The sequence below is a fragment of the Shewanella oneidensis MR-1 genome, assembly GCF_000146165.2.
Taxonomy (GTDB): domain Bacteria; phylum Pseudomonadota; class Gammaproteobacteria; order Enterobacterales; family Shewanellaceae; genus Shewanella; species Shewanella oneidensis.
Map to the genome: position 1 here is coordinate 516,734 of NC_004347.2, position 12,659 is coordinate 529,392.

The window sequence follows — 12,659 nt, forward strand, 5'->3', positions numbered from 1 at the left end:
TTAGCATTTTCATTGTGATTAAGGGATGCAGTATGACCACCGAAAACCGCTATTTTTACGAACCGAGCAAAGGACATGGACTGGCGCACGATCCATTAAATGCCATTGTCGCTCCAAGACCCATAGGTTGGATTTCTTCCCGCAATGCACAGGGGCAACGCAATCTCGCGCCCTATAGTTTTTTCAATTGTTTCAACTACAAACCACCTATCATCGGCTTTGCCAGCACGGGCTGGAAGGACAGTGTCGCCAATATTGTCGACACCGGCGAATTTGTGTGGAACCTCACCACTCGCAGCCTTGCCGAGAAAATGAATCAAACCTCAGCCATGCTGCCCCGCGGTGAAAACGAATTTGCCTTTGCTGGACTCACCCCAAAATCGGGCACAATAGTCAAAGCCGAGCTGGTGGCAGAAAGCCCTGTGAACTTTGAATGTAAGCTTTCTCAATGCATTCAATTAACTGCCGCCAATGGTGACAAGATTGATACTTGGTTAGTGTTAGGTGAAGTGGTCGCTGTGCATATCGCCAAGCATTTACTCGATAGTGACGGCGTGTATCAAACCGCCCTCGCCGAACCCGTGCTGCGGGCTGGCGGCCCATCGGCCTACTATGGGATTTCGGAAGCGTTACGGTTTGATTTGCATAGACCACAGGTTTAGGGGGCTCAGGCGCCGCAGGGCTGGGTGTTTAACCCTGCGTTGGTTTATGGTTGTGGTGTTAAAGGTTTATACATTAGTAATTAAAAGCTAAATCAACGTCGTGGGGCTTCACCCCACACCCGACCAAGAGGGGATCAACAGCAATTCCCTCTTGGATCTCCCTTGCCGAACAACGTCCTTGTTTAACTGCCAGTTCGCCATCCATGGCTCTCGTTCGTAACGCTGCTACGCAGCACTCACCATAGCGAAGTTAGATGCATTGGTTACCTGTCTCATACTCCAATAAAAATCGCCTAACGGCTCAGATGGGACGTCCCTGTCCCCCCGAGCCTGCGCCATCATCCATGATGTCGCCACGGTCCCACTCAAACAACTAAGAGCTATCTGCGTATTTCGACAACTTCGCAGGGGAAGGTGAACTTCTGCTATTTCTGGGTTAGCTGTGTATCTCAAAAGAGTTCTGCCTGTCCCATCTTTTGATAAATTTTTAAAGAAAAATATTACATTAATGTGATTTCATCAGGATCTACATTCTCAACTACATTAGTAATGAGTGTAGTCTCTCCAAACATGACTATTTCATCTGGGTCACTAACTTCGGTGGTCTTCGTTAGTCTTGTGGTTTCATCTACTAGCAACAGTTCATCGTGGTCGATGTTCTCCACTACAAATGTTAGAGTTGTTGTATCGTGAGCAAACGATACCTGATCCTCATCACTTGGTTCCATTTGCCTAGTTATCCACGTTTCCCCTTTAGTTAGTTGCATTTGATGTGCTTGCTGAATAAATTCAAAAGTTTCACTATATTGCAATATATAAGGTTTCATTTTTCGTCCTTTACTAATATAACGATGGATTTACAATCAGAATCAGATAGATCTATTTCATAATTAATCTGAGTACTATTATCTGTCGAAAAATTCTTTAGGAATGGTAGGACAGTATCTACAAGATGATTATCTTTTGAGTACAATACAGAAGCTACATGTTTTCGCTCAAAAGCAGCTGCGACCCTTGATACTTGTTCCATATTTACTTTACCGTCACAGTTTGCGATTTCAACAACCTGTGCCGAATTTAATATCGCATTTAAACCAGAAGAAACATCTAAACGTTCACTAACTGTAGATGACGATATAATAACCCAAGCGATTATGCTAAAACAAATGCTACTGTAGAGATATTTCTCCACATTTAAAAGTATAGTAGCATTATCATCCATTTGATTTTTGCTAGACATCCAGTCGATATATACAGCTTTTGCTAGCACAATATCAGTTGTCTTCATTTTGATTGTCGAGAACTTAGAAGCAACGACTGTTCTGGTCTAATCCCATCGGACACTTAATTTTGAGACAGTATGGTCAATAAATTAAGAGGTCTATATGAGTCTGAAAAAATCACATAAGAGTTATCCGCAGGCATTTAAAGATGAAGCCGTCTTGATGGTGCTGGAGCAAGGTTATAGCGTTGCCGATGCGGCAAAGTCTCTTGGAGTTAGCACGAGCCTGCTTTACAACTGGAAGGAAAAACACGAAGCCCTGCAACAAGGCATCACCTTAGAAGAGTCTGAGCGTGATGAGTTGAAGCGATTGCGTAGAGAAAACAAAGAATTACGCATGGAAAAAGAAATTCTAAAAAAGGCAAGCGCCTTCTTTGCGAGAGAAATGAAGTAAGATTTCGTTTCATCAAACTGCAATCTCACCTGTTTCCCATAACACTGTTATGTCGAGTAATGAGTGTCAGTAAGTCAGGCTATTACGATTGGCATAAACGCCCTGCAAACGTGATAAGCGTTGAAACACTGAAGCTTTATCGCCTTGTTCGACAGCTATTTAAGCAAAGTCGAGGCAGCTTAGGGAATCGTGAAATGGTGAAGAAATTGCGCAAGGAAGGCTACCAGGTTGGTCGCTATCTCGTTCGTAAAATTATGCACCGCCTTCGACTCAAAGCAACCCAGCGATGTGCTTACAAGGTGACGACACAGCGAAAACACTCAGATGCAGTGGCTGATAACCTGTTAAACATGAACTTTAATCCAGTATCGGCTAATCAGGTCTGGGCGGGTGACGTGACCTATTTAAAGACGGGTGAAGGCTGGATGTACTTAGCTGTGGTGATGGATTTATATTCACGCCGGATTGTGGGATGGCGCATAGACAAACGCATGACCACAGATTTGATATCCAAGGCATTAATAAAAGCCTACAACCTGCGACAACCAGCGCGAGGGCTGGTATTTCACAGTGACCGAGGCTCGCAATATACCAGTAAACAATTCGGTAGGCTGCTATCGAGCTATGGTATCCGAGCCAGCATGGGTGATGTGGGTGCGTGTTGGGATAATGCCGTTGTTGAGCGATTCTTTGGTAGCTTGAAACACGATTGGATTTTTAAAGTTGCTCAACCAACAAGGGAGTTTATGAAGCAAGATGTGACGGCTTACATCAAATATTACAACTTGGAGCGACTTCATTCTGCTAATAACGATCTGTCACCTGTAGAGTTTGAGAATTCTCAAGTAAAAGTGTCCAGTTTGGGTTGACCAGTACAAGGAATGCAAGATAGGCTATACATATTGCACTGTAATTATTGATTTTATTTAACGTATTAGAATGATTGGCTCTAAAATCTCCAGTCCTCTCTCTCAAATACTCTTTATGTCTTTCGAGTACCTTGTCATCATTTTCCATTGAAAAGTTAACACTTGTAAGCAATGTTTCGTAACGTTTTGCTGCATCCTCAACTCCATGTGTATCGGATGACTTGAGATAAGTCAGTAAAGTTATTCTATCGTAAAACTTCCACTCATTCTTTTTGAATGTAAGAACGTAATATTTGTTTATCCCTAATGAAATTGCGAGAACAGAAAATCTCCAATCAGAATTCCAGTTAAATGATCCAAAATCTGAATCTGATGATATATGCATCACCGGAGAGTGGCTAGGAATCAGTCCACAAATCCATTTTAAAAACTTAACAATGGGCATTTTTAAGTCCACTCTTCAAATATGTAGCAATCGCATCTGAAATTTTTCCTTCAAAAAGATTATCAAGCCATCCCCACTGTCCATTTGCATTCATTTCAAGAAAATACCAAACATTATCCTTGACCAAAAAATCGAAACAACCAAAGTCCATACTACTTTTATACATATAAGTCCTACACTGTTGCTCAATATTTTCAGGAAGAACACACTTAGTGAATAAAGTCTCAGTGTTTGGCTTTCTCCAATCAACTGGATTACTGGCATCAATTCGAGCGGGAAAAAACTGGCCATTGATAGCCGTTACTCTCACCTCGTAGTCTTTATCTACGAATTTTTGCAGGTATACAGGTGCATATTTTAAGGCTGATGTATCTTTTTCCGACGATAGTCGATTTGTCTGAACAAACTCTTTTTTCGTCTTATACTCAACAGTACCAATAGCAAGAGGTTTAACGATAGCATCATCTTTAGCCCATTTTTTTAATACTATTTCGTCATTCGTAATAGATAGCTGCGGCATAAGAAAGCCTACACTTTTTGCAAGCATGATCTGAAACACTTTGTTGTTGGCACGTCGCATGACAGAAGGTTTACTAAGACAACGCCCACTGAAGCTTTCTATTAAACCTTCAATTAACGAATAAGATTCCTTGTGAACAAAGTTATGATATTGAACATCAATGTTACCATCAAGATTCTCAAACACAGGCTTGCGAAAGTAGATTGATGAACACTCAGAGGAAAATAATCGATGCTCACCACACTCGATTCGAAAACCATCAGCAATAATCTCCAATTTATAACTTGAAAATTTATCAACATTGAGCCGAAAGTAATTAAGCTCAGGGAATTTAACCTGAATATAGTCACAAGTCTTATCAAAAGAACTAGTAATCAAGAGGGTTTGCACCGATATTCCTTTTCATAAAAAGATAAACTTATCAGAGTATTACAGGTTTATCAACATGGTTTAACATTATTTGGAATTCAAATTATTAACATAAAACAACAAAAAGATCGGACAGGCATAACTCTTTTTTGCTTTTAAATCAGAGTCAAGATCTAAGTCAAAGTCGTGGGGCTTTAACCCTGATTTTTAATCAAGAGTCGACCAAGAGGGGAACAATAGTAATTCCCTCTAGCTGACTGAATTTAATATAAAAAACTACCTTAATGGTGGTTTTTTAACGAGTGCTTGATTAGTATTAACTCACTTTTATCTATTCAGTAACAGAGACCCCTATGGCAAAACATATCAGCTTTGGCACGCCAGTTAACGATGCCGAGCGTTGGGCATTTAGTTTACTTGCCGAAGAGCTTCCCGATGACTATTTGCTACTAACCAATGTCGAAATCCCAACGCAATCGGGACAGGCGATGGAAGTTGATGCCCTAGTCGTTGGGGAATGGGGGGTATATGTTGTTGATGTTAAAGGTTACATGGGAAGACTGAATGCCGGGCTACATGCATGGCTACTCGATGGCCGTGATGTGGATAACAGCCTAGCTAAAGCCAATTATGTTGCCCGTGTACTCGCAGGTAAGCTCAAGCACAAAATCCCCGTGGGTGTTTATGCTCCTTGGTGCCAAGGCATGGTGTTTGTTACCGGACGCAAAGGGGAGGAAATTGAGCTTGAGAAGGATGAAGGCACACTGAGTATTTACACGCCCAAGCAGATCATCGCCGCGTTAACGAAGGAATGGGGCTTAACGGCTCCACACAAGCATCCGGTAACGGAAAAGCAAAAGGAAATAGTGCTCAACACCATAGGTCAAGTGGCATTGGTGGAGCAACGCAATAATAAGATCCAAGATTTTATTAAGCTAAAATGCTTGTTTTTACAGCAAGGACTGGAGGTATGGCAGGCCGAATATCAACCGGGAGGTTGGACTGCACCATGGTTACTGAAGATTTTATTACCCATTCAGTTCGACCACAGTGAAGAGGCCGCGGTGCATGAGCAGCGTTTACGGGATGAATTTCAGCGCATGCAGGCACTATCAGGGTGCAGTGGCGTCCCCTACTGCGCACCGCTGATCCAAGACGGCGAACAATTAGTGCTGCCTATCCGCATGCCGCGTGGCTTGCCGATGAATATGCTCTCACTCACCGAATTAACAACTTATCAATTACTTGAAATACTTCGCCGCTCTGTTTCGAGCCTACAGCAAATACATCGCCGCGGTTATACCGTTGGAGGGTGGGCGGAAAACTGCGTATTTATTTCTGAGGAAGGTGACGTTGAGTTTATTGATATTAAAGACTCTATTTCAACCTCGACGGATATTCAGCAGTATGCGAGTCGTTTCCTTGCCCTCGCGGAACAAACGCGCCAACCACGCATTTACCAATGGTATCGACAGGCCATAGCAGGAGGCACCAATGATTTGGATGCACTGCGCAGCGATCTCAGTGCCATTATCGACATTGGCGTGTGTGATACGTTACCGCAAGCTATTGTTATCAAAGAGGGAGCAGTCATTGATCACCATTACCGCCTCGAACGCCTGATTACCGAATCCACCCATAGTCAATTGTGGCAGGCATTACACCTTCAGGGACAATATGCATGCGGATTATCAATTTATCATCAGGTCGATGCCGATTGGCCAATGCTAAGTAACCTCTATCGCAGTTTATCGAAGATATATCATCCCCATATTGAAAAGGTGTTAGCTTTTGGCCAATTGCCAGAAAGTGAAGCGCTATTTATCGCTAGGGCATGGGAGCAAGGCGACGCTATTGATACTGTGTCAAATATTGAAATAGGGCAACCGCGACAATGGTTTACTCAGTTATTGTCCGCGCTGCAATATTTGCATCGCCTTGATATTTTCCATGGTGCCATCTGCCCCAAAAACATCATTTGCCATGCTGACAAAGCGGTATTAGTGAACTTTGGGGTCGGACTCGATATTGCGGCCAGCTATTATGCGGCTCAATATGCCGATCCAACCCTATGGTCATTTGAAGGTCAGGCCGAGCGGGATCTTTTTGGACTCGTCGCCAGCTTTATTGATGCACTGACCCCAGCCTCCTTGAAAGGGGATATGGGGCAAAAAGACATGATTAATGCGTTGCATTCATTTGATAAACAATGGTTTGGAGAGGAATTATTTGATGCTTGTCACCGAGTGCTCTCCTTTGAATTCCCCTTAGATCCCAAACGCAGTTATGCCGAACAGTTTGGGATTGTTTGCTAACTTTGCTTGGTGGTTAAGGGGCGACTAGGCGGCGCAGGGCGCGGGCAAACCGAGTTCGAGCTTTTAGTGTTAATCGTGGGTTTGGGTGTAATTTCTAGTTTTTAAATCAAAGTCGTGGGGCTTCACCCCCTGATTTTTTATAAAGAGCCGACCAAAAGGGAAGCAACAGCAATTCCCTCTTGCTTCTTTGTTAACAATAGTCCTGCCGAACAACGTCCATGTTTAACTGCCTGTTCGCCATTATCCATGGCTCTCGTTCGTATCGCTGCGTTGCAGCACTCACCTTAGCGAAGTTACATGTATTGGTCACTGGTCTTATACTCCAATAAAAATTGCCTAACGGCTCAGATGGGACATCCCTGCCCCACCGAGCCTGCGCCATCATCCATGATGTCGCCACGGCCCCACTCAAACAACTAAGAGCTATCTGCGTATTTCGACAACTTCGCAGGAGAAGGTTAACTTCTGATACTGAGGTGTTCGTTGTGAATCACAAAAGATTTTTGCCTGTCCTATCATTTTCCAAAGAAGATAACTGCACAGGCAGGTTTTGGGAAGGACGGTTTAAATCCCAGGCCTTACTGGATGAAGCCGTCGTGTTAGCCTGTATGACTTACGTTGATTTGAATCCGATTAGAGCCCAACTCGCTGATACACCAGAACAATCCGACCATACCAGTATTCAACTACGTATTCGGGCCGCATTAAAAGGTGAGCAACCCAGCAATCTCCTGCCTTTTATTGGTAACGAGTGCGACAACCAACCCAATGGCATTGGGTTTTCCTTAACGGATTACCTTCAATTGGTAGATGATACTGGCCGAATTATTCGCAATGATAAGCGTGGAAATATCAGTGAAAATAGTGCCAAGTTACTGACCAGATTAAATATTCCCCATGATAATTGGCTCAAGTTTACCACTGAGTTTGGCAAGCTATTTCACGGTCCAGTGGGCACATTGCAAGAACTGAGCGATTACTGCGAACATCTAGAAAAGCGACGACGGCACTTTGCGACAAGCTGTCAGCACTTTTACATCAACTGATAGTAATCTCTGGTAATCAACCAAATCACAGCCAATTTGTATAGCGGTGGGGCTGGTATGTCTGAAATTCGCCATTTTTTAATGAATTAGCTCGATTTCTTTCTCTTGTAGTTCATTAGTTACTTCTTATCCCCTCCTTAAAGCGAATTCTGTAAGTCATCTCTTGAACGTAAGCAGAGAGCATATTATGTTTTTGATTTAAAATAGCTGGCCTGATTTTTGTGTCAAGCTTGGCATAAGCTTAGGTGCTGAAGCGTCCATCACTACAAAGCCACTGTTTCGTAAAAACGACATACCTTACCTCCATTCTTGAACGCTATGGCCCAAGGGTGCGTCTCAGACCAATTTGAAGAAGACGAGAATCTGTTTAAGAGCAGCCACCACCTCAAGCAAATACATCGCCTCGATGTGTTGACCCCCTCGACTGGCGGGCCCATCCGTTGGCTATCACGCAGGTCAGAAGTGATAACCATGCACGAGGTACTTACATCACCGCAATTAGCTCAATTTAAAGATGGAGACGCTCTTCTTGAGCTCCCCTACAATCTGGGTAAGGTGCACAGCTTCACCATTGACACACTCTGAAGCGGAGACGTTCTCCTGTGACATGTTGTTCACCTCTTCAACAGACTGGGCAATCAGTTGGCTTGCAGAGGATTGTTCATGCAGCATGACGTTGATTTCGCCCATCAGCCCGACAACCGCTTGGGAGCTTTGGTCTACCTTGGCCATCAAGTCACTGGCCTGGGCTGTGTTAAGGCGAACGTTTTCAATGCTCTGCACATATTTGTCCATGGTGCTGACCGTCTCCATGGCCTTGGATTGCACACTACTTATCATGCTGTCGATTTCTTGGGTGGCTTTGGTTGTTCTCTCTGCCAATTGGCGTACTTCGTCAGCCACCACGGCGAACCCACGTCCCATATCACCAGCCCGGGCCGCTTCAATGGCAGCGTTAAGTGCCAGCAAGTTGGTTTGGTCTGCCACGCCTTTAATCATGACGGTGATTTGGCCCACCTTGGTGACATCATCTGCCAGCTGGCGGATTTGCGTGGTCGATTGATTGATGGCATCGGTCACTGCTCGCACTTCCCGAGAGACCCCCTCGACTTGATGCTCACCTTGTTGCGCCAAATTGCCTGATGTCATGGCTTGTTCATTTGCGCTGTTAGCCGAATCAGAAAGTTGTGCTATCGAAGTGGACATCTCTTCAATGGAGGCAGCTGAGCAGGCTGTTGCTTGGGCTTGCATTTCAGAGCTGGTCATCACTTGCTGAGCAGCACTGGATAGCTGGGCCGCAGAAGAACCCAGCTCTTCGGAGATATGCAAAACGGTATTAATAGTTTCTTTAAGTGACTTGCGAGTCGATGCCATCGAGTGCTGCAGCTTGGTAAGCTCATCATTACCAGAGGGCGGAATAGTATCCACCAGATTACCCCTGGCAATATGGGAAAGGTCGGTAACAGTTTGGTCCAATGGTGCGAGGATACTACGTATAACTAACGCCCCAGAAATAGCTGCGATAACCAGAACCAGACCCATGGTTATCACGAACTCTTGCCCTAGCTGGGCAACCACGACATCGCTGTCGTCATAAGCCTTTTTCCCTAGATCGACGTTCTTGTTCACAATCGCAGAGAGAGTGGCATCTGCTTGCTGAAAGGTTGGCGTTACCTCGGACTTCATCAGCTGCATGGCTGCCTCGTTATCATTGCGATATGACGCGTCCATCATTTTCTTTGCTGCTGCTTTATAAGGCGGCCATTGGCGGTCAAAATCCGCCAGTAAACGGGTTTCGTCAGGGGTCAGCTCAGTCACGCGATATTTATTGAGTAATGCCATCATTTGGGTTTCATATTTATCCATGACACCCGCAATTCGGTCCATTTCTGACTGTTTTGCTTCGATAACGTAGTTGAATAATTCACGATGGTGGTAGATGGCTTGCATGTTTGCATTTGCCACATCGGTGATAGGCACGAGCTGGTTGAGATACATGTTGTTTAGCATGACATTTATGGTGTCGGCTGATTGCTTGTGGCTCAATCCCATAACAAACATCGTTGCGAGCAATGCAACAAGCAAGAGAGTCAAACGTAGCTTTATCGATATACTTCTTACCCAATTCATTGTATTTACCTCATTGTGGGATAACGTCCTTACAGATATAAATGTATAGGCAAGGGAACAACCGATAGCAAGCAAGCCAAAAAAATATCAACCGGCTGATTTAAAATAAAAAAAACGGCTGACGATCAGCCATTTATCAAGACACCCATTGTTAAATTTCATTTATTGAGACGTAGGTGGTCACCTCGGGCTTAGTAAGGTCAATTTCCTATAATTTATGCTAATCGATAATTCACCTCTCACAACGGTGTGTCGGTCATTAATGGTTCGTGATCTTGCTACATATATCCGGTGTCTGTTGCACCCTGAAAATCTGACTGGCATAACTTTTTGGGATTAACAGCTCGCACAGAGGTTACAGAAGTGCATCTTCCCCTTCGAAGTTGCCACTGGGCGTTGGAATAAATTGCGTGAGTTCGGTCATGGATGACCGGCTAGCTTTCGGACTCTTTATTTAAAGTAGAGGGGATGTACCATCGGAAGCGATAGCCATTTATCCATAAGACCAAGGCCTGATTTATAAATAAAGCGTTAATGCATGTAACTTCGCTAGGGGCGGCAAGGACTCTTGTTAACGAAGAGGCAAGAGGGAATTGCTGTTGATCCCCTCTTGGTCGGCTCTTTATAAAAAATCAGGGGGTGAAGCCCCACGACTTTGATTTGTGCTTTGCTTAAAGCTAAAACCTTTAATTTGCTAAGGAGATGCTGGTGCCTTTTGATTTATCGGAAGAACAATTATTGCTAACGGAACAAGAGTTGGGGGCTTCATGAAACTGGTAAGCTTCAAGAGTTGACTGCATCTTTTAATGGAATCGAAAAGTCGTAAGCGCAGGTGCCCGTTAACCCATTAGCGTGAAGACCAAGGGCTTTGACTCATAAGATGTTTGGAAAGTGGCAACTCGGTAGCCCTGATGTTTGCATTCATTTTCGAAAAACCAAACTTTCGCTAAAGCTGTGCATATTCGCAATCATTTTTAACAAAATGTTGATTTGTGTGTTTTTGCTGGTTTTTTCATATCGTTGATGTTGTTTTAGCGCTATGGAATATACCTCATTTACAGATAAATAATCCCCTGACTTTCTAATCACTAAAATCTACGTTATTACTATTCTATCAGTAAGATAAAGCACAGAACTCACTTGATATAATAGGTTCTGTTGTGGCAGTTTGAGTCGAAGCCACAAGCTGCTTTGTCGTATCCACTGTGGAAGGCTGTTAGTTGGAATATTACTCGGGAGGGCTTGCTTATTGCGGTGTTCATCCTGGAAAAAAATCATTAATCAGTGCAGGAGCAAATATGAAAAAAGTGGTGATGATTGCTATGGCAGCGGTCTTACTGGGTGGATGTTCTGTAAAAGAAAGGGCAATGAGTGGATTTCAGGTTGTGCCCTTTGATGCGTTCAAAACGAGCGAAAGCAATCCCAATCAGCGTATTTATAAGGAGCCGGGCGTTGACCTGCGCCAGTACAATCAGGTGTTACTCGATCCAATCCAATTTATTCGCCAAGAGAATGGTAAATGGTATCTGTTGACCGCCAATGAGCAGAATGAGATTGGTCGTTATTACCATGCTAAGTTCCAAAATGAGTTGATGAAAAATGGAGTCAAGATTGCGACTGAGTCCGGCCCAGGCGTGATTAGAGTTCAGGCTGCGGTGACGAATTTTGATTTAACTCGACCAGAGCTTAAATTACGCGATCTATTACCGGCGAAGATTGCTATTGATGTGACAAAAGAGGCGATCGGTATGGAGCCTTACTTACTGAAGGTCGGTAGCATGTCGCAGTTGCTCGACTCCCAAAGCGGCAAGTTGTTAGTGCGGGTTTTAGATGCTCGTGAGAGTGATGATACCATCCAAAAAGATTCTCCTATTACAGCAAGCGAACTGGAAAAGATGATTGATAAGTGGGCTGCTGGCCGTGCGAAACAGTTAGCCGACAATTTGGGTAAATAATTCAAGCCGTATGTAATATTTGGGCTTAATACATTGGTTATAAAAATAAACCTCAGCCAAAACTGGGGTTTATTATTTGTGTATTACAGATGGGCGAACCCGCAAACTATGGACTCTAACAGAGGCGGTGGAAAACGTGGCTATGGCTATGGCAATGGGGGTTGATGGTTTAGTTGCAGACTGTTTTGCGGGCGTAGCATCAAACGTCCTTGTTTAATGCGTTATAAAAACACCACTGGAGATTTGCGAGTGCAGTGTTAAGGCTGGGCGGCGTTTTATGGTTCTATCTCTATTTTCGGGCGCTGAGCACTACAACATTGATCCTGTAAAAAATGCACGAGTCCTTGTAATAATTGATAATCAGGTACGCAGTACAATACTCTTCCCTCACGGCGCTGCGAGATAATTCCCGCTGAAACTAAGGCGCTAATATGATGTGAGAGTGTAGAACCTGGGACCTGCAACTCTTCCTGTAATTGCCCCACGGCAACGCCCTCATAGCCCCCCTTAACTAATATTCTGAACAGGGCAAGACGAGTAGGATGTCCTAGTTCTTTCAATACTTTAGCTGCATTATCTATATTCATATTGATACTGTTGTTTCCGTTCATGCCATCAATTTATTCGATAATACCAGAATTATCTATCTTTGAACGGCCTCAAAAAGCGTCA

10 protein-coding genes and 1 pseudogene are annotated in these 12,659 nt (G+C 43.9%); 5 read left to right on the forward strand and 6 right to left on the reverse strand.

What is annotated here, in order from left to right; translation table 11 throughout:
- Positions 1 to 32 precede the first annotated feature (32 nt).
- Complete coding sequence (locus SO_RS02350; RefSeq protein ID WP_011070841.1) at positions 33 to 662, forward strand: flavin reductase family protein; 630 nt, start codon at positions 33 to 35, stop codon at positions 660 to 662.
- Positions 663 to 1,162: 500 nt separating this feature from the next.
- Here the strand turns inward: SO_RS02350 and SO_RS02355 are convergent, their stop codons facing one another.
- The gene (locus tag SO_RS02355) at positions 1,163 to 1,489 is read right to left on the reverse strand and encodes a hypothetical protein (protein WP_011070842.1); all 327 of its coding nucleotides are present in this window, start codon (positions 1,487 to 1,489) and stop codon (positions 1,163 to 1,165) included.
- Complete coding sequence (locus SO_RS02360) at positions 1,486 to 1,950, reverse strand: hypothetical protein (RefSeq protein ID WP_164925605.1); 465 nt, start codon at positions 1,948 to 1,950, stop codon at positions 1,486 to 1,488. The genes SO_RS02355 and SO_RS02360 overlap by 4 nt, the downstream gene beginning before the upstream one ends.
- A gap of 97 nt (positions 1,951 to 2,047) precedes the next feature.
- Here SO_RS02360 and SO_RS02365 point away from each other — a divergent pair.
- Positions 2,048 to 3,207 (forward strand): IS3-like element ISSod1 family transposase gene (locus SO_RS02365; RefSeq protein ID WP_141135407.1). Its coding sequence is split into 2 segments (ribosomal slippage): positions 2,048 to 2,297 and positions 2,297 to 3,207, totalling 1,161 coding nucleotides; the frame shifts between segments, so codons are not numbered across the junction.
- On the opposite strand, the gene SO_RS02370 is transcribed toward SO_RS02365, so the two are convergent.
- Both SO_RS02370 and SO_RS02375 read right to left on the reverse strand, forming a co-directional pair.
- Positions 3,143 to 3,652 (reverse strand): hypothetical protein, encoded by a 510-nt coding sequence (locus tag SO_RS02370; RefSeq protein WP_164925606.1) that lies wholly within the window; start codon positions 3,650 to 3,652, stop codon positions 3,143 to 3,145. The two genes, SO_RS02365 and SO_RS02370, sit on opposite strands and share 65 nt — an antisense overlap.
- Positions 3,639 to 4,562 (reverse strand): MvdC/MvdD family ATP grasp protein, encoded by a 924-nt coding sequence (locus SO_RS02375; RefSeq protein ID WP_011070843.1) that lies wholly within the window; start codon positions 4,560 to 4,562, stop codon positions 3,639 to 3,641. The genes SO_RS02370 and SO_RS02375 overlap by 14 nt, the downstream gene beginning before the upstream one ends.
- A 332-nt stretch (positions 4,563 to 4,894) precedes the next feature.
- Between SO_RS02375 and SO_RS02380 the strand changes: the two genes are divergently transcribed.
- Together SO_RS02380 and SO_RS02385 are read left to right on the forward strand one after the other, a co-directional pair.
- Entirely contained in the window at positions 4,895 to 6,856 is a 1,962-nt protein-coding gene (locus SO_RS02380; RefSeq protein WP_011070844.1) for an NERD domain-containing protein kinase family protein, read from the forward strand.
- Positions 6,857 to 7,377: 521 nt separating this feature from the next.
- Positions 7,378 to 7,902 (forward strand): annotated as a pseudogene (locus SO_RS02385) (transposase); the annotation flags it as partial.
- A 498-nt stretch (positions 7,903 to 8,400) separates the two neighbouring features.
- Here the strand turns inward: SO_RS02385 and SO_RS02390 are convergent.
- Positions 8,401 to 10,032, reverse strand: coding sequence for a methyl-accepting chemotaxis protein (locus SO_RS02390; protein WP_011070845.1), 1,632 nt, complete (start codon positions 10,030 to 10,032; stop codon positions 8,401 to 8,403).
- A 1,298-nt stretch (positions 10,033 to 11,330) separates the two neighbouring features.
- On the opposite strand from SO_RS02390, the gene SO_RS02395 reads away from it, so the two are divergent.
- A complete protein-coding gene (locus SO_RS02395) occupies positions 11,331 to 11,987 on the forward strand; it encodes a DUF3313 domain-containing protein (RefSeq protein ID WP_011070846.1) in 657 nt (218 codons plus the stop codon).
- 275 nt (positions 11,988 to 12,262) lie between these two features.
- Here SO_RS02395 and SO_RS02400 read toward each other — a convergent pair whose 3' ends face one another.
- Positions 12,263 to 12,574 carry an ArsR/SmtB family transcription factor gene (locus SO_RS02400; RefSeq protein ID WP_164925607.1) on the reverse strand — a complete coding sequence of 104 codons (312 nt, stop codon included), beginning with the start codon at positions 12,572 to 12,574 and terminating at the stop codon, positions 12,263 to 12,265.
- Between the last annotated feature and the right edge of the window lie 85 nt (positions 12,575 to 12,659).

What these genes read in the sequence shown, in the direction of transcription:
- SO_RS02400 (WP_164925607.1), bottom strand. Translation starts at nt 12,574, where the DNA reads ATGAATATAGATAATGCAGCTAAAGTATTGAAAGAACTAGGACATCCT.
- SO_RS02395 (WP_011070846.1), top strand. Translation starts at nt 11,331, where the DNA reads ATGAAAAAAGTGGTGATGATTGCTATGGCAGCGGTCTTACTGGGTGGA.
- SO_RS02350 (WP_011070841.1), top strand. Translation starts at nt 33, where the DNA reads ATGACCACCGAAAACCGCTATTTTTACGAACCGAGCAAAGGACATGGA.
- SO_RS02380 (WP_011070844.1), top strand. Translation starts at nt 4,895, where the DNA reads ATGGCAAAACATATCAGCTTTGGCACGCCAGTTAACGATGCCGAGCGT.
- SO_RS02355 (WP_011070842.1), bottom strand. Translation starts at nt 1,489, where the DNA reads ATGAAACCTTATATATTGCAATATAGTGAAACTTTTGAATTTATTCAG.
- SO_RS02370 (WP_164925606.1), bottom strand. Translation starts at nt 3,652, where the DNA reads ATGCCCATTGTTAAGTTTTTAAAATGGATTTGTGGACTGATTCCTAGC.
- SO_RS02390 (WP_011070845.1), bottom strand. Translation starts at nt 10,032, where the DNA reads ATGAATTGGGTAAGAAGTATATCGATAAAGCTACGTTTGACTCTCTTG.
- SO_RS02360 (WP_164925605.1), bottom strand. Translation starts at nt 1,950, where the DNA reads ATGAAGACAACTGATATTGTGCTAGCAAAAGCTGTATATATCGACTGG.